We start from the raw sequence: 17,433 nt of genomic DNA, 5'->3' as shown, positions 1-17,433 counted from the left end.
CAACAATCGAAGTGGAATGATGCAATGACCACCCTCACCGGCGGCGAAGCGATCGTAAGCGGGCTTGTCGCCCATGGCGTCGACACCGTGTTCGGCCTGCCGGGCGCGCAGGTCTACGGCCTGTTCGACGCCTTCCACCAGGCCCAGCTCAAGGTGATCGGCGCGCGGCACGAGCAGGCCTGTGGCTACATGGCGTTCGGCTATGCACGCTCCAGCGGCAAGCCTGGCGTATTCAGCGTCGTACCCGGCCCCGGCGTGCTCAACGCCAGCGCGGCGCTGCTGACCGCCTTCGGCTGCAACGAGCCGGTGCTGTGCGTCACGGGCCAGGTGCCGACGCAGTTTCTGGGCAAGGGCCGCGGTCATCTGCACGAGATGCCGGACCAGCTCGCGACGCTACGCACTTACGTGAAATGGGCCGACCGGATCGAATATCCCGCCAATGCGCCGACGGTCGTCGCGCGCGCCTTCCAGGAGATGATGTCGGGGCGGCGCGGCCCGGCCTCGGTCGAGATGCCCTGGGATGTCTTCACCCAGCGCGCCGCGACGGCGGCCGCACAGGTGCTGGAGCCGCTGCCCGCCCCGCAACCCGATCCTGACCTCGTCAAGCAGGCGGCGGCGCTGATCAAGGCCAGCAAGGCGCCGATGATCTTCGTCGGCAGCGGCGCGATGGAGGCGGGCGAGGAAATCCTCGAGCTCGCCGAGATGATCGACGCGCCGGTCGTCGCCTTCCGCAGCGGCCGCGGCATCGTCTCCAACGCGCACGAGCTCGGCCTCACCATGGCCGCCGCCTACAAGCTGTGGCCGAAGACCGACCTGATGATCGCGATCGGCACGCGCGCCGAGCTGCCGGCATCCGGCTTCCGCTGGCCCTATCAGCCGAGCGGCCTCAAATCCATCCGCATCGACATCGATCCGGCCGAGATGCGCCGGCTCGCCGCCGATGTCGCCATCGTCGCCGACGCCAGGGACGGCACCGCCGACCTCGTCGCCGCCGTGAAGCGCGCCGGCTACGCCAAGGGCCATGGCCGGCGCGGAGAGATCCGCGAGGCCGCTGCCGCCGCGCAAGCCGAGATCCAGCGCATCCAGCCGCAGATGGCCTATCTCAACATCCTGCGTGAGGTGCTACCGGCGAACGCGATCGTGACCGATGAATTGTCGCAGTTCGGCTTCGCCTCCTGGTACGGCTTTCCGGTCTACGAGCCCCGCACCTTCATCACCTCAGGCTATCAGGGCACGCTCGGCTCGGGCTTCCCGACCGCGCTTGGCGCCAAGGTCGCCAATCCCGACAAGCCCGTGGTCGCCATCACCGGCGACGGCGGCTTCATGTTCGGCGTGCAGGAGCTTGCCACTGCGGTGCAGTTCAACATCGGCGTGGTGACGCTGGTGTTCAACAACAATGCCTACGGCAACGTCCGCCGCGACCAGCGCGAGCGTTTCGACGGCCGCGTTGTGGCCTCGGACCTCGTCAATCCGGACTTCGTCAAGCTCGCGGAGTCCTTCGGCGTGGCGGCAGCGCGCGTCACCGCACCGGACCAGTTCAAGGCCGCGATGGAGAAGGCGCTCAGCCATGGCGGGCCGTATCTGATCTCGGTCGAGGTGACCAGGGACTCGGAAGTCAGCCCGTGGGCGTTCATCCACCCGCCGAAGCCTTGAGGTGAGCACCGCCCTGTAGCCGCGCCGCCGCGATCACCAGCAGGCCCGCGCCTGCGACCGACCAGCAGGCGACCGGCGCCCAGTGCAGCAGCGGTGCGTAGTCCGGCATCTTCTGCAGGCCGCCGGCGACGGCCGCCATTCGCGCGAAGGTGCCGAGCGCGAGTGCGGAGAACACGAGGCCCGTGACCTTGCCTTCCGCGCCAGTCGAGCCGATTGCAAGCGCGGCCGAGATCGCACTCATCAGCATGCAGCCCCAGGCGGCGCCGGCGAGGAATTGCGCGGCGATCAAGGTGTTGAGGCTGCCGGCAAGCTCGGCCGCCGCGATCGCGACCGCGCCGAGCAGTCCGGCCGCGCCCATCACGATCAGGCCGCCGCGATGCTTGACGACGAGGCTCGCCGGAAACATCGCGATGTTGAATCCGATCCAGAACACCGGCATCAGCCATTGTAGCTCGCCGGGTGCGGCGAATCGCAAGTAAGACGGTGCGCTGTTCATGGCAAAGTGCAACTGGTAGCCGAGCGCGAGCGCGACCATCGCGACGATGAAGGCGATCGGGACGAGACCGAGCGGCTTTGCGGCTTCGTCCGGCCTCGGCGGCACGGTGTCGCGCGCCACGTCGTGCTCGATGCGCGACAGCCCGAGCGCCGTGAGCAGCAGCACCACGCTGGAGATGACAAAGGGCAGCCGCGCATCGTGCTCGCGCAGCACGACGCCGAGATAGGGCGAGACCGCGCCGGCAATGCCGTAGCCGAGCATCGCCAGCGCCGCGAGGAACGGCACCTGCGGCTTGGCGCGGTATTTGCCGAGCAAGGTCAGCGGCGGTGCGCGCAGCGCCGAGGACGTGACCGACCACACCACGATCAATGCGATGAACCAGCCCTGTGCCGCCGCGCCGGCCCCGGCCACGAACGGCAGCGCGACAAACGCAGCGCACGAGATCGCAGCGACGAGCCCGACGAACAGGCCGAGCCTGCCGACATGGGGCGCAATCCTGTCGGCCGCGATGCCCATTGCAGTATCGGCCATGGTGAAAATCGCCTGATCCAGCATCAGGATGAGGATGACGGCTGACGGCGCGATGCCGACCTCGGCGGCGAGCTTCGGCAGGTAGATGACATAAGTGGTCCAGCCCAGCGTGAACACCAGTTGCAGCGCGGCCAGATAAAGGCCGGTGCGATTGGCCGTCCCGGCATTGGCCGTTTGCTCAGTGATCGTCATGTCGCCGCCTCCCCGGTGCGGGAGCTTAGACGAGCGAAGCGGGCGAGGAAACGCGTTAGCGCGTTCTGCGGAAGGTCAAATTGATGCGCTTTGCCCCGAGCAGTGGATGCTCGCCATCGGCAAGCGGCGCCACACCGTGATAGGCCAGCCGCCACGGGCCGCCCCAGACCACGACGTCGCCATGCACCAGGCGGAAGCGGCGCGGCTTGTCGCTGCGTGCCAGGCCGCCGAACAGGAAGGTCGCGGGCAGGCCGAGCGAGACCGAGACGATCGGCGCCGAATAGTCCAGCTCGTCCTTGTCCTGGTGCAGCGACAGTCGCGTGCCGGGCTCGTAGCGGTTGACGAGGCAGGCATCCGGCGCAAAGCCGCGGAAGCCGCCCTGCTCCGCCGCGCGCAAGGCCAGATCACGCAACACCGGCGGCATCGCGGGCCATGGCGCGCCGGTGCGGGGATCAATGGGATCGTAGCGATAGCCGGTGTGATCGGTGATCCAGCCGCGCTCGCCGCAATTGGTCATGGCCACCGACATCAGATGGCCGCCGGGCGTCGTCATCCGCCGGAACGGCGACTGCGCCACGATGGCGCGCACGGCTTCGATCAGCTCGCTCTCGATCGGCCTGACGAAGCCGCGCAGCAGGACGGCACCGTCGGCGATCTCCTCGCGCGACGGCTGTACCTCGGCAACCGAGTCGAACAGATCAGCCGTCAATCGCAGCACTCATTTGGCATCATGAAAGATCACACCCAGCGTGTGGCGCTGGCCGGAGCGAATCCGACTGACGCCATGGCGCAGATTAACCCGGTAGGTGCCGCGTGTCCCCTGCACCGGGCGGTGATGCACGGCAAAAGCCACTGCGTCACCCTGCATGAGCGGAACCACTTCGGCGCGGGACTGCATGCGCGGGCGCTGCTCCGTCAGCACGAATTCGCCGCCCGTGAAATCCCGGCCCGGCTCGGACAGCAGGATCGCGACCTGGAGCGGGAACACGTGCTCGCCATAGAGGTCCTGGTGCAGGCAGTTGTAGTCGCCCGCCTCGTATTGCAGCAGCAGCGGCGTCGGCCGGGCCTGGCCTGCCTCATGACAGCGCTTCAGGAAGGCTGCATGTGCGGCGGGATAGCGGATGTCGATGCCCATCGCCTCGTTCCAGCGGTTGGCGACGCCTTGCAGATGGGCGTACAGCGCCGGACGGAGCTGCGCGATCAGGTCAGGCAGCGGATAGGAAAAGTACTTGTATTCGCCGCGGCCAAAGCCGTGGCGGCCCATGACGATACGGCTGCGGAAGCCGGCATCGTCAGGATAGAGCGCAGCAATGGCGCGGCACTGATCCGGCGTCAGCAGGCCCTTGAGGACGGCGCAGCCCTGGGAGTCGAGCTCGGCGGTGATTTCGGGCCAGTCGAGGGTGTCGACGTGGGCGGCGAGGTCGGCGGCGGAATGCGCTGATTTTCGCAGGGTCATTGTCATGCAATCACCTTCGCGCCCGGACGTTCGCGCCGCCACCCGATTTCCGATGACGATCTCCCCGTCATTGCGAGGAGCCCTTGCGACGAAGCAATCCAGGATCCCTCCGCGGAACCAGTCTGGATTGCTTCGCTGCGCTCGCAATGACGGAGGAGAGGCCTCAGCCCCTGACCGGCAGTGTCACCACGTCGTAGCCGTGCCTGATCGTGCGCTTCAGCACGGGATCCTCAAGCTCGAAGTCGAACCGTTCCGCCGGGCGGATGCCGCCTTTGGCCGCGAACGTACCGCCGAACATGGCGCAGCCGTCGGGGAATTTACCGCCGTCGAAACCGCGCGCGATCAGGTCCTTGACCGGCAGCATCGCGTCGAGCGTGCCCTCCTGGTAGAGCACGCGCTCGCCCTTGATGGTGGCGTAGGAGCGCAGGATCATCCTGTCCCAATGGCCGATGACGTCCTCGAGCTCCCACAGTGTCGAGGCAACCGGCTTGTCGCACATCTGCTTGGAGACCGTGACATTGTAGGCCTCGACCTTGCGGTCGGTGTGGTCGGAGCCGCAGCCGACGAAGATGCGGCCCTGCCAGCCGATCAGCACGAACTCGACTTCGCCACTGGAGTCACCGCCGGTGCATTCGATACTGTCCTCCTGGGTCAGCCGTCGCGCCGCACCGCGATAGTAGATCGGCGTCGAGGCCGGCGGGGCGATGCCCATCTCCTCGAGCTCCTTGATGTGCTTGTCGCGCGCGACGGGATCGCGGCCGGTCCAGCCGGCGATGACCATCTGGTCGATCGCGAGCGTCAGCGGCGTGGTGGTGTCCTGGGCGTCGACGGTGAAAGTGAGATCAAACACGAATGACGGCCTCCATGCCGGCAGCAAGTTCAAAGATACGACGATCCGAGCCGCCCGCGCCCGCCAGCATCAGGCCGACGGGAACGTCGCCCTGGCGATGCGCAGGGATCGAGATGGCGCAGCCGTCGATCATGTTGATGAGGGTGCAGTTGCGCAGAGCGCGCAGGTTCTGCGTGGTGAAGGCCTTGTCGTCCGCCAAATCCGAGATCTTCGGCGGCGTGTTGGCGGTGGTCGGCAGCACCAGCGCGTCATAGGGCGCGATGCGGGCGTTGACGCGGGCGATCAGCGAGCGGCGCTCGTTGAGGAGATCGATGTAGTCGGCCGCGCTCTGCGCTTCGCCGCGCATGATGCGGACGGAGACGCGGGGATCGTAGACGTCGCCCTTCGCAGTGATGAGATAGCGATGCCAGGCATAGCTCTCGGACGCGGCAAAGCCGCCCTTGGCGTTCATCGGGCCGATATCGTGGAATTCCGCCATCTCGATGCGTTCGATGATGGCACCGTGATCGGCGAGCGATTTCAGCGCGCGCTCGAACGTCTCGGAGACTTCTGGGTCGAGATCGTCGAGCGCGATCGTGGTCGGCACGGCGAGTCGCATGCCCTTCACCGGGCGCGGCTTCAGCGCCGTGACCGGCTCGTTCGCAAGCACAGCGTCGAGTATGGCACAGCAGCTGACCGATCGCGCCAGCGGGCCGATGCTGTCGAGCGAGAACGACAGCGGCACCGAGCCGTCAAGCGGCACGCGCCGCTGTGTCGGCTTGTAGCCGACGATGCCGTTATAGGCCGCCGGAATCCGGCACGAGCCGCCGGTGTCGGTGCCGAGCCCGGCATGCGCCATGCCGTCGAGCACGGAGACCGCCGCGCCCGAGGACGAGCCGCCGGGCACGTGCCCCTCGGCCCGGTTCCAGGCGCCCTTCGGCGTGCCGTAATGCGGATTGATGCCGATGCCGGAATAGGCGAACTCGGTCATGTTGGTGCGGCCGATCACGACGAAGCCGGCCTTGCGCAGCCGCGCCACCGTCGCAGCATCCTGCTCGGCCGGCGGGGAATCGTCGAGGGCGCGGGAGCCGGCGCGCGTCACCTGGCCCTTGATGTCGAACAGGTCCTTGATCGAGACGGGGATGCCGGCATAGCGCGACGGCGCCGCCTTGACCTTGCGCAAGGCATCCATCGCGTCGGCGGCCGCGAGCGCGGCGTCCTTGTCGACATGGATGAAGGTGCGCTGCCCTTCGCCCGCGGGATCGGCGATCCTGGCGATGCAGGCCTCGACCAGCTTACGGGAGGTGGTGCGGCCGCTTTCGAGGTCTTCGGCGAGCTTCGCCAGTGTCGGAAAATCGGGCATGTCTGTCTCACGGAATATTGGCGCGCGCAATCTATAGCGCTGGCTCAGTTCGACACAAGCATTGTGCGCATGATGGCATGCATGCGTATTGCTGGACCGTTGACGCACCATGGTCGATTGTCGCATCAAGATCGAAACAGGCGGGCGTGAAGCCTGCCGTTTGGGAGGGCTTTTCGAGATGGCCGAACCGCAGCGCGCGCGACCGAAACCGACGCCGGAGACCCAGCATTTCTGGGACGGCACCAAAGCCGGCGAATTGCGCCTGCAGCGCTGCGACGCCTGCGCGCATGTCTACTTCCCGCCGCGCCCGTTCTGCCCGTCCTGCGCCTCGCGCAAGGTTTCGGTCTTCAAGGCGAGCGGCAAGGGTTTCCTCTACAGCTACGTCATCAACCACCGCCCCGCCGCGCCCGGCTTCACGCCGCCTTACGCGATCGCCGTGGTCGAGCTCGACGAGGGCCCGCGGATGATGAGCAACATCATCGATTGCCCGCAGACGCCCGAGGCGCTCGAGCTCGACATGAAGCTCGAGGTGGCTTTCGAGGCGCTCGACGACAAGATCACCCTCCCCGTGTTCCGTCCGGCGAAGGGGTAAGGCATGCGCAGGAATCAGGTTGCCGTCGTCGGCGCGGCCGAGACCACCGAGCTCGGTATCATCCCCAATATGTCGCAGCTTCAGCTCCACGCCGATGCCGCACTTAACGCCATTGCGGACGCCGGCCTGAAGCTGTCCGACATCGACGGCTTTGCCACCGCGGTCGAAACGCCGCAGCAGGTCTGCCACTATCTCGGCATCAAGCCGACCTGGGTGGACGGCACCTCGGTCGGCGGCTGCTCGTTCATGCTGCACGTCCGCCACGCCGCGGCGGCGATCGAGGCCGGCCTGTGCAAGACCGAGCTGATCACCCATGCCGAGAGCGGCAAGTCGATGATCGGCAAGCTGCCGCGCTCGACGCCGGCGGACAGTCTCAACGGCCAGTTCGAGGCGCCCTATGGTGTCTACGGCCCGCCCAGCATGTTCCCGATCCCCGTGCTGCGCTTCATGAAGACCTACGGCATCACGCATGAGCAGCTCGCCTCGGTCGCAGTCGTGCAGCGCGAATGGGCGGCGAAGAATCCGCGGGCGATGATGAAGGACCCGATTACGGTCGCCGACGTCCTCAATTCGCGCATGATCGCCTATCCGTTCCGGCTGCTGCAGTGCTGCCTCGTCACCGACGGCGGCGGCGCGCTGATCCTGACCTCGGCCGACCGCGCCAGGGATTTTCCGAGGAAGCCCGTCTACATCATGGGCACCGGCGAGAGCGTTGAAACGCCGATGGTCAGCCAGATGGAGACCTTCAACTCCTCGCGCGCGTTCAAGACCGCGGGGCCGCTGGCGTTCAAGGAAGCCGGCATCGCCCACAAGGACGTTGACCATCTCATGATCTACGACGCGTTCGCGCATCTGCCGCTGTTCGGCCTCGGCGATCTCGGCTTCATGCCGCATGAGGAGACCGGACAATTCATCGCGGACGGCAACACGCGGCCCGGCGGCAAGCTGCCGCTCAACACCAATGGCGGCGGACTCTCCTACATGCACTCCGGCATGTACGGCATGTATGCGCTGCAGGAGAGCGTGCGCCAGATGCGCGGCATCGCGCCGGCGCAGGTGCCGAACGCGAAGATTTCGGTGTGTCACGGCGTCGGCGGCATGTTCGCCGCCAGTGGCACGATCGTGTTTACGAACGAGAGGTAACTCACATGAGCAAATCACTGCAGGACAAGGTCATCATCGTCACCGGCGCAGGCCGCGGCATCGGGCGCGAGATCGCGCTGCTCTGTGCCGCCGAAGGCGCCAAGGTCGTCGTCAACGATCCCGGCGGTGCCGCCGACGGCGCCGGTTCGAACGCGGCGCCCGCCGAGGAGGTGGTCGAGGAGATCAAGAAGCGCGGCGGCACCGCCGTCGCCAATTTCGAAAGCGTCGCGGAAGCGATCCCTGCCAGCAAGATCGTGAAGACCGCGACCGATGCTTTCGGGCGGCTCGACGGCGTCGTCAACAATGCCGGCATTTTGCGCGACATGATCTTCCACAAGATGAGCGTGGAGGCGTTCGAGGCCGTCATCAAGGTGCATCTGATGGGCTCGTTCTATGTCAGCCACGCCGCGGCGCGCATCTTCCGCGAGCAGGAGAGCGGCTCCTTCGTGCACTTCACCTCGACCTCCGGCCTGATCGGAAATTTCGGCCAGGCCAACTACGCCGCAGCCAAGCTCGGCATCGTCGGCCTCTCCAAGTCGATCGCACTCGACATGGGCCGCTTCAACGTCCGCTCCAACTGCGTCTCGCCGTTCGCCTGGACGCGCATGATCGGCACCATCCCGACGGAGACCGAGGCGGAAAAGGCGCGCGTCGAGAAGATCAAGCAGATGGGGCCGGAAAAGATCGCCCCGCTCTGCGGCTATCTGATCTCCGATTCCGCCAAGGACGTCACCGGGCAGATCTTCGGCGTGCGCATGAACGAGATCTTCCTGTTCAGCCAGAACCGGCCGATCCGTTCGGTGCAGCGGAGCGAGGGCTGGACGCCGCAGTCGATCGCCGAGCACGGCATGCCGGCGCTGAAGGGCTCGTTCTACAAGCTCGACCGCTCCGCCGACATCTTCACCTGGGATCCCGTCTAGACCTGGGATCCCGTCTAGCCGCATTTCCGGCATCCCTGCCCTGCGATCTCCGGTTGTCTCGGCCGGAGATTGCTCCGCTTTAAGCCTGAATGCGGGCGAATGGTGCGCCTCCCAACACACTTTGGGAGGAAACCATGACAAGAATACTGACCAACTCCGACGACACGACTGCAAGCGGCGGCCTCGCCCGCCGCACCTTGCTGCAGGGCGCAGCGACACTCGCCGCATCGACACTGCTCGCGTCCAATGCGGACGCTCGCGACTTCGGCGCCAACGCCGAGCCGCAGCGCTATCCCGACCCCGACATCATCCCGATCGATCCCAAGCGCTTCAAGGCCAAGGTCGGCAACACCGCGATCAAGCGGCTCTATACCGGCTGCCTGTGGGCGGAGGGGCCGGCGTGGAATGCGCAAGGACAATATCTCGTCTGGAGCGACATCCCCGCCAACCGGCAGCTGCGCTATCTCGACGACGACGGCCACATCTCCGAGCAGTTCCACAAGCCGTCGAACGAGGCCAACGGCAACTCGTTCGACACCGAGGGCCGCCAGCTCAGCGCCGAGCGCACCCGCCTCGTCCGCTATGAGCACGACGGCTCGCTGACGACGCTGGCCGAACAAGCCAATGGCAAGCCGCTGAACGGACCGAACGACATGGTCGTGCATCCCAACGACAAGTCGATCTGGTTCACCGATCCCGGCTATGGCGCGATCAGCATCTACGAAGGCAAGCTCGCCAATACCGGGTCGCTGCAGCCGCACCAGAAAGAGGCGGTCTATCGTCTCGACACCCAGTCCGGCCAGCTCGCCAAGGTCGCCGACGAGCCGTTCAAGCCGAACGGCATCGCGTTCTCCCACGACTACAAGAAGCTCTATGTCTGCGACACCGGCATCACGCATTACCCTGATGCCAAGAACGTGGTGTGGGCCTACGACATCGACGGAGCCAAGCTGTCCAATCCGAAGAAGCTGATCGACATGACGCTCGACGGCAAGTCGGGCTTCCCCGACGGCTTGCGGGTCGACACCGAGGGCAACATCTGGGTCGGCGCCGGCTGGGTCGGTCCCGGCTATGACGGCGTGCAGGTGTTCGCACCAACCGACGGCGCGCGGATCGGACAGATCCTGTTGCCGGAGACCTGCGCCAATGTCTGCTTTGGCGGCAAGAAGCGCAATCGCCTGTTCATGACTGCGAGCCAATCGCTCTATGCCGTCTATGTGGAGACGCAAGGGGCGCACTTCTGTTGAGTGGGGCGAATGGTGAGTGGCGAATGGCAAATGGACTCCATTCGCTACTCCCTATTCGCCATTCGCTGCTACCCCGTATTCCTCAACCCCGCCGAAATCCCGTTGATGGTCAGCTGAATCCCGCGCAGCACCTGCTCGTCGGGGTTCTGCGCGCGATGCTCCTTCAGGAGCTCGACCTGTACGTGGTTGAGCGGATCGAGATAGGGAAAGCGGTGGCGGACCGAGCGCTCCAGCAGCGGGTTGCCCTGCAGCAGCCGGTCCTGGCCCATGATGTCCAAGAGCGTCTCGATCGAGGCATGCCATTCGCGGCGGATGCGGCCGAAGATCTTTTCGCGCAAGGCCTCGTCCGGGACGAGCTCGGCATAGCGCGAGGCGATCGCGATCGAGCTTTTCGCCAGCACCATGTCCATGTTCGACAACAGCATGCGGAAGAACGGCCATTCCCTGTAGAGCTCCTTCAGGAACGGCATGCCTTTGTCGGGATGCTCTGATATCCACTGCTCGACGGCGCTGCCAAAGCCGTACCAGCCCGGCAGCATCAGGCGGCACTGGGCCCAGGAGAACACCCAGGGGATCGCGCGCAGATCCTCGATCGCGCGGGTCTTCTTGCGCGAGGCCGGACGGCTGCCGATGTTCAGCGTCGCGATCTCGTTGATGACGGTCGACGACCAGAAATAGTCGACGAACCCCTCGGTCTCGTAGACGAGGCCGCGATAGGCCTTGAACGCGAGGTTCGACAGTTCGTCCATCGCAGTCAGATATTCGCGGCGCGGCGCGCTCTGGCGCGGATTGAGCAGGCTCGCTTCCAGCGTCGCGGCGGCGAGGATCTCCAGATTGTTGCGGCCGACCTCGGCATTGGAATATTTCGACGAGATGATCTCGCCCTGCTCGGTAATGCGGATCTGGCCGTTCACCGCGCCGCCGGGCTGCGCGATGATGGCATCATAGCTCGGCCCGCCGCCGCGCCCCACAGAGCCGCCGCGGCCGTGGAACAGGCGCAAGCGCACATGATGACGCTCGAACACTTCGACGAGATTGATCTCGGCCTTGTAGAGCTCCCAGCCCGAGGTGACGAAGCCGCCATCCTTGTTGCTGTCGGAATAGCCGAGCATGACCTCCTGCACGCTGCCGCGGCTGTCGACCAGACGGCGGTAATCGTGCAGCGACAGCATGCGGTCCATGATGCCGCTTGAGGCCTGCAAATCCTCGATGGTCTCGAACAGCGGCACGATGTTGATGGCGCTGCGCCCGGAGGGATGGACGAGGCCGACCTCCTTCAGGAGCACCGCGACCTCGAGCATGTCGGACATGCCCTTGCACATCGAGATGATGCATTGGGGAATGGCGTCCGAGCCGAACATCGCATGCGCCTCTGCGGCCGCATGGAACACGTTGAGCTCGCCCATGGTCTCGTCGCTGTACTTGACGAAGGGCGAGACCAGCGCGCGCGTCGAGCGCAGCTCGTTCGTCAGCAGCGAAATGCGCGCCTCTTCGCCGAGCGCGAGATAGGACATGCCGGGGTTGGCCGCATCCATCAGCTCGGCGATGGTGCGCTCGTGCACCGCCGAGTTCTGCCGGATGTCGAGCCGGGCGAGGTGAAAGCCGAAGCAGTCCACCGCGCGCCTGAGCAGCCGCAGCCGGCCGCGGGCGATGACGCGGGCATTGTTGGAGATCAGCGAGCGGTGCAGCACGTCGAGATCGGCCTGCAGCTCCTTCACGCTCCCGTAGGGCGCGCCCCTGCCGACCGGCCGGCGCGTGATCTCGACCTTGAGCTTTTCGGCCGTTGCGGTCAGGCGCGCATAGATGCCGGACACCGCCAGACGATAGGGCTCGCCGCTCCGGTGCGGCGAGGTATCCGGCGAACGTTCGGCAAGGTTACGCAGCTCTTCGGAGACGTCGGCCAGATGCGCCGCGATCGACAATTCCGAGCCGAGCACGTGCAGCTCGTTGAGATAGAACTGCATGACGCGGCTCGACTGCAGCCGTAGCGTGCCGCGCATGACGTCGGCGGTGACGAACGGATTGCCGTCGCGGTCGCCGCCGATCCAGCTGCCCATGCGCAGGAACGAGGCGAGCTCGGAGGCTGCCGCTTCGCCACCCTCCTCCAGCCTGTCCTCCAGCGCGTTGACCAGCCGCGGCACCTCGCGCAGGAAGGTGTAATCGTAGAATGACAGGCCGTTGCCGACCTCATCCAGCACGGTGAGCTTGGTGCGGCGGAGTAGATTGGTCTGCCACAGCGTCAGCACCTCGCGGCGAAGCTGCTCGTCGCTGGCGTCAAGCTCCTCCGTCGTCAGCACCATACGCTCGCGGCGGTCGAGCAGGCCCGCGACCTCCATCTCGCGATCCATGGTGCTCTTGCGGCGCACCTCGGTCGGGTGCGCGGTCAGGACCGGGCTGACCAGCGCGGACTTGAAGAAGCTGCGGAGCTGATCGGGGCCGATGCCTGCCGCCTTGGCGTGGGCGAGCGTTTCCGCCAGCACGCCGGAGCCGCCGCGCGCTGCAGTCTCCTTGGCGGCGCTGCGGGCGCGCATCTGGCGGATGTTGTTCTGGTCCTCGGCGATATTGGCGAGGTGGGAGAAATAGGAAAAGGCGCGGACGATCCGCACCGTCTCGGAGGTCGACATGCTGTCGAGGATCTGCTCGAGCTCGCGGCGGGCGAGCCGGTCCTCGTCGCGGTGGAACCGGATCGATGTCTGGCGGATGCGCTCGACCAGGTCGAACACGTCGGCGCCCTCCTGGTCCCGCACGGTGTCGCCGAGGATGCGCCCGAGCAGACGGATGTCGTCGCGCAGCCGCGCTTCCGCTTCCGTGACCTGGACGTCCTCGGGCCGGTTGGCGCGGGACTCGGTGCTGTCGGATGATACGGTCTGGAGGGACATGGCTCGCTCCTCTTGCAGAGCTCCCAGTGGCTCCCCGGCGCGAACGAGTGTGCGATATTTTTCTACCGCAGCGCAAGATGAACTTGGGAGCGGCGCACACTGCTGCCGCTTGTGTCCCTGACGCGCTGCAACGCCCCTTAGCGTTGCGGCGCAGAGCCGGGACCCGGGAGCTACAGAGGGCAAGTCGAGAGATGGGCCCCGGCTCTGCAGCGCATCACGCCGCACCGGACGATGCTTCGCATCGCCGGGGGCGCGCTGCGCTGCGTCCGGGGCACGCGAGAAGCAGCCTTTTCGCCAAACACACTTTCGCGATCTCGCGGCGTATTCCGCCCGAGCTTTGCTGTCCGTTTCGCCCTCATCGAGAACGGAGGGCGCAGGGAAGGCCGGGCGCCGGCTGGCACCCGAAGGTCCGCACGCGAAGAACGCACGCGGGGTGACCACAGGTGATGCCGGACGCCCGGCCTTCCCTGCGCAATGGTGTTACGGCTTATGGCGCGCTCTCCCCGGGGAGCGATGCACTATTGCCCCCGTCGCCTTGCGGCTCTCAGATGCGCGCACCCGGTCGGGCCGCTTCATCACCGCAAGCCTTGACGCCAGCCTGCGGGCGTCAGGACCACACGCTTTTGCCGTCCGCGGACGTCCCGCCCCGGACAGTCGGGAGCTCGCGCGTGCTCGCCCCCAACGCCGAAACGAAACGCTGTGACCGCGCCGTGTCGTGCCGCGGATCGTAATGGCTCACGGGGGTCGCCCGCCCTGCCATCACCTCACGCGCCGGCGCTACCGCGTCCATTGCATCCCGGCCTGCGTATCGTGACGATCGCGAAACGCCCCTTCGGCGGGCCGGGATGAATGCGGTTTAGCCGAAATTTTTAATTCGGTCGATCAGAATATTTGAGACGCAGCCCCGCACCCCGCGTTGTCGGAGGATGCCTCGACATGATGGGGGCGCAGGATCGGTCGAGCCCTTGCGAAATCCATCGTGTTTCGTCAGAGGCGGCGGGATTCATGGGCTTCGCTGACGCTCCACTCGTCCTCCGAGCTGAACCTGCTCTCCGCCTCGATGCGCTTGGTACAGCCAGATTTTGCAATCTTGGTACTGGTGTCATGACGAGGCGCGAAGCATCTACCCGCCAGTACCACGACCGAAGCATCCCGATCAGTCTCATTGGGAGCCCCGGTCCATGCAGACAGCGAAGATAGCCGTCGCGCTCGTGCTGCCTGCAACAGTTGCATGAGGGAACAATGACCGAGGAGATAATCCCATGAAGGCGATCGTTGTAACGGAGCAGGCCGCGGGAACCGCCGGGATGAAGCTGGCCAACCGGCCCGAGCCGCAGCCATCGATAAACGACGTCGTTGTTCGGATTCATGCGTCGGGATTTGTCCCGACCGAGCTGACGTGGCCCTCGACCTGGACCGATCGCCTCGAGCGTGACCGAACCCCGTCGATCCCCGGGCACGAGCTGGCTGGCGTGGTCACCGCACTCGGATATGGCACGACGGGGTTGTCGGTGGGACAGCGGGTGTTTGGCCTCGCGGACTGGTATCGCGACGGCACGCTCGCCGAATATGTGGCGATCGAGGCGCGCAACCTCGCGCCGCTGCCGGGTGACGTCGACTTCACGGTGGGCGCGAGCCTGCCGGTCTCGGGCCTCACCGCATGGCAAGGGCTGTTCCAGCACGGCCGTCTCCGGGCGGGGCAGAGCGTCCTCGCACACGGCGCGGCCGGCGCAGTCGGTTCGATGGTGACGCAACTCGCGCGGGAGGCCGGCGCCTACGTCATCGGCTCCGGACGCGCCGCCGACCGTCAGACGGTGCTCGGCTTCGGCGCAAAGGAATTCGTCGACCTCGACAACGACGCCCTGGAAGACATCGGCAAGGTCGACCTGGTGTTCGACGTCATCGGCGGCGACATCCAGAAGCGGTCCGCAGGACTGATTCGAGCCGGGGGAGCCCTGGTCACCATCGTGGGACCGGCCGAGGCGCGGCCCTCCGACGGCCTGGCGATCGACTTTGTCGTCGAGGCCGATCGTGCCCAATTGAGTGAGATCGTCCAGCGGGTACGTGACGGGCGACTGCGGACGAACATCGGCAACGTCTCGAACTTCAACGACGCGGTCGCCGCCCTGAACCCGACCGGGCGGCGCAAAGGGAATACGATCATCCGCATTCGCCCTTGAGGGAACAGCGCGCAGGATGGGTTGAGCCCCCGCGAAACCCATCATGCCTTGCCATCGACGAACAGGGCGTTGGACTTCGCTGGCGCTCTAGCCATCCTATGAGCTGCGCCGACATGTGGTTCCCAGAATTGCTTGTTGAAAAGAGCTTGTTTCTTGCGCCGAGCTTCCGATAGGGAGGGATAAGGGCCAAGCAGCGCCCGCGAGGAAACAAGCAGTGAGCAAATCGCCGTTCCGGCGGATCATCGACGCACCGGACTTCTGGCGATTGTGGTGGGTGGGGCTGGTCGTCGCCACTGTCCGCTGGGTGGAAACCGTCGCGGTCGGGATTGTCGTCTACCAGCGCACCGAGTCCGCGTTCCTCGTCGCCATGATGACCATGCTCCGTCTGCTTCCGATGGGGTTGTTCGGCGTGTTTCTCGGCGCGCTCGCCGAGCGCCTCGACCGCGGCCGGATGCTCTTCGTCGTCGTGGCTCTGATGGCCGGCACCTCCGCAGTGCTCGCAGTGCTGAACGCGATCGGGCAACTCGCGATCTGGCATCTCGCCTTCGCCAGCTTCGTCAATGGCTGCGGCTGGTGCACCGACAATCCGGTGCGCCGGGTGATGATCGGCGAGGCCGTCGGCCGCGACAAGATGAGCCTTGCCATGTCGCTCGACGTCGGCGCCAGCAACGCCAGCCGCATGGTCGGTCCGGTGATTGGCGGAATCCTGCTCGCCGGCGCGGGTCTCCAGGGCGTCCTGTTCTTGAGCACGCTGATGTATGGCGCGGCGCTGGCGACCGTTCTGACGGTCCGCGCGCACCATGCTCACGCTGTGCAGACGGGGCCCGTGCTGGCGCGCATCGCCGAGGGTCTCGCCCTCGCGCGCAGCGACAAGCGTATCCGCGGCGTGCTGATCGTGACCATCATCTACAATGTGTTTGCATGGCCGTTCACCAGCATGATCCCGGTGATCGGGCGCGATCGCCTGCATCTGGGCCCGGAGGGCGTCGGCCTGCTCGCGACCATGGACGGGATCGGCGCTTTCGCAGGCGCCCTCGTGCTGGCGCTGTGGCTCACGCCGAGATGGTACGGCCGGGCCTTCGTCGGCGGCGTGCTCTGCTACATGGTCACGGTCGTGGCTTTCGCGCTGTCGCAAAGCCCGGCGCTGGCCGGTGCGGCATTGATCGTGACGGGGATCGGCGGCGCCGGCTTTGGAACGATGCAGGCCACGCTGGTCTACCTCGCCTCCCCGCCGGAGATGCGCTCGCGTATCCTCGGCGTCCTCACCGTCTGCATCGGCATCGGTCCGCTCGGCTTCTTCTGGCTGGGCTGGCTCGCCGACCGCATCGGATCCCACAATGCGACGGCCGTAACAGGCGCGCTGGGCCTGCTGGCGATGGCGATGACGTGGCGCTGGTGGAAGGAGATTTGATCTCGGGTGCGCCGACTATGCCGGCACGATCACCTTGCCGATCGGCCACAGCGCGATGCCCGCGAGCTTGAGGTGCGCCCAGGCGAAGGGGATGCCGATGATGGTGACGGCGAGCACCAGTGCGGTCAGGAGGTGCCCGAGTGCCAGCCACCAGCCGGCCAGCACGAACCAGATGATGTTGCCGATCACCCCGAGCGGGCCGGTGCCGATATCCTCGACACCGGTGACGTCGTAGCGGTTGACCGCCCGTGAGCCGAACGGCAGCAGCGTATAGATGGCGATGTTGAACGCCGCCCGCGCCCAGGGCAGGCCGATGATGGTGACGGCCATGATGACCGCGGCCACCAGCCAGCCGAACGCCATCCAGGCGCCGCCGATGAGGATCCAGAGGATGTTGAGCAGCATGGAAACGGGGGACATAGGATGATCCGGAGGTGGACGATCCCGACTATATAGGAGCGGAATCTGTCTCTGCTAAGACGGCGCCGGGCCGGATGGACGCATATCGCATTATCCGCGAGCGGAGCGCGCGCCTCGTCCT

Annotated in this window: 14 protein-coding genes; 7 read left to right on the top strand and 7 right to left on the bottom strand. The window is 66.1% G+C overall.

What is annotated here, in order from left to right:
• The first annotated feature begins 24 nt into the window (after positions 1–24).
• Positions 25–1,653, top strand: coding sequence for a thiamine pyrophosphate-dependent enzyme (locus tag Q0743_RS03180; RefSeq protein WP_298240145.1), 1,629 nt, complete (start codon positions 25–27; stop codon positions 1,651–1,653).
• Here Q0743_RS03180 and Q0743_RS03175 read toward each other — a convergent pair.
• From Q0743_RS03175 to Q0743_RS03155, 5 genes are all read right to left on the bottom strand, one after another.
• A complete protein-coding gene (locus tag Q0743_RS03175; protein ID WP_298240144.1) occupies positions 1,631–2,872 on the bottom strand; it encodes an MFS transporter in 1,242 nt (413 codons plus the stop codon). The genes Q0743_RS03180 and Q0743_RS03175 overlap by 23 nt on opposite strands.
• A gap of 55 nt (positions 2,873–2,927) precedes the next feature.
• The gene (alkB, locus tag Q0743_RS03170) at positions 2,928–3,581 is read right to left on the bottom strand and encodes a DNA oxidative demethylase AlkB (RefSeq protein WP_298240143.1); all 654 of its coding nucleotides are present in this window, start codon (positions 3,579–3,581) and stop codon (positions 2,928–2,930) included.
• A gap of 9 nt (positions 3,582–3,590) precedes the next feature.
• Positions 3,591–4,334, bottom strand: a complete 744-nt coding sequence (locus tag Q0743_RS03165) for a 2OG-Fe(II) oxygenase (RefSeq protein WP_298240142.1) — start codon at positions 4,332–4,334, stop codon at positions 3,591–3,593.
• Positions 4,335–4,491: 157 nt separating this feature from the next.
• Positions 4,492–5,178, bottom strand: a complete 687-nt coding sequence (locus Q0743_RS03160) for a DUF2848 domain-containing protein (protein ID WP_298240141.1) — start codon at positions 5,176–5,178, stop codon at positions 4,492–4,494.
• A complete protein-coding gene (locus Q0743_RS03155) occupies positions 5,171–6,520 on the bottom strand; it encodes an amidase (RefSeq protein ID WP_298240140.1) in 1,350 nt (449 codons plus the stop codon). Before Q0743_RS03155 ends, Q0743_RS03160 begins: the two co-directional genes overlap by 8 nt.
• A gap of 178 nt (positions 6,521–6,698) precedes the next feature.
• Here Q0743_RS03155 and Q0743_RS03150 point away from each other — a divergent pair, with 178 nt between their 5' ends.
• From Q0743_RS03150 to Q0743_RS03135, 4 genes are all read left to right on the top strand, one after another.
• Positions 6,699–7,112: a Zn-ribbon domain-containing OB-fold protein gene (locus Q0743_RS03150; RefSeq protein ID WP_200495202.1), complete on the top strand. Its 414-nt coding sequence runs from the start codon at positions 6,699–6,701 to the stop codon at positions 7,110–7,112.
• 3 nt (positions 7,113–7,115) lie between these two features.
• Positions 7,116–8,255, top strand: coding sequence for a thiolase (locus Q0743_RS03145; RefSeq protein WP_298240139.1), 1,140 nt, complete (start codon positions 7,116–7,118; stop codon positions 8,253–8,255).
• Positions 8,256–8,260: 5 nt separating this feature from the next.
• A complete protein-coding gene (locus Q0743_RS03140; protein ID WP_298240138.1) occupies positions 8,261–9,175 on the top strand; it encodes an SDR family oxidoreductase in 915 nt (304 codons plus the stop codon).
• Between the two features lie 134 nt (positions 9,176–9,309).
• Positions 9,310–10,422: an SMP-30/gluconolactonase/LRE family protein gene (locus tag Q0743_RS03135; protein WP_298240137.1), complete on the top strand. Its 1,113-nt coding sequence runs from the start codon at positions 9,310–9,312 to the stop codon at positions 10,420–10,422.
• Between the two features lie 68 nt (positions 10,423–10,490).
• On the opposite strand, the gene ppc is transcribed toward Q0743_RS03135, so the two are convergent.
• The gene (gene ppc, locus Q0743_RS03130; protein ID WP_298240136.1) at positions 10,491–13,301 is read right to left on the bottom strand and encodes a phosphoenolpyruvate carboxylase; all 2,811 of its coding nucleotides are present in this window, start codon (positions 13,299–13,301) and stop codon (positions 10,491–10,493) included.
• Positions 13,302–14,563: 1,262 nt separating this feature from the next.
• Between ppc and Q0743_RS03125 the strand changes: the two genes are divergently transcribed.
• Both Q0743_RS03125 and Q0743_RS03120 read left to right on the top strand, forming a co-directional pair.
• On the top strand, positions 14,564–15,481 hold the full coding sequence (locus Q0743_RS03125) for an NADP-dependent oxidoreductase (RefSeq protein WP_298240135.1): 918 nt from the start codon (positions 14,564–14,566) through the stop codon (positions 15,479–15,481).
• A gap of 214 nt (positions 15,482–15,695) precedes the next feature.
• Positions 15,696–16,892, top strand: coding sequence for an MFS transporter (locus tag Q0743_RS03120; protein ID WP_298240134.1), 1,197 nt, complete (start codon positions 15,696–15,698; stop codon positions 16,890–16,892).
• 15 nt (positions 16,893–16,907) lie between these two features.
• Here the strand turns inward: Q0743_RS03120 and Q0743_RS03115 are convergent, their stop codons facing one another.
• Entirely contained in the window at positions 16,908–17,312 is a 405-nt protein-coding gene (locus Q0743_RS03115) for a YccF domain-containing protein (RefSeq protein WP_298240133.1), read from the bottom strand.
• Positions 17,313–17,433 lie beyond the last annotated feature (121 nt).

This window comes from uncultured Bradyrhizobium sp. (assembly GCF_936943645.1).
Taxonomy (GTDB): Bacteria; Pseudomonadota; Alphaproteobacteria; order Rhizobiales; family Xanthobacteraceae; genus Bradyrhizobium.
This window is presented reverse-complemented; position numbering and strand designations above follow the sequence as displayed.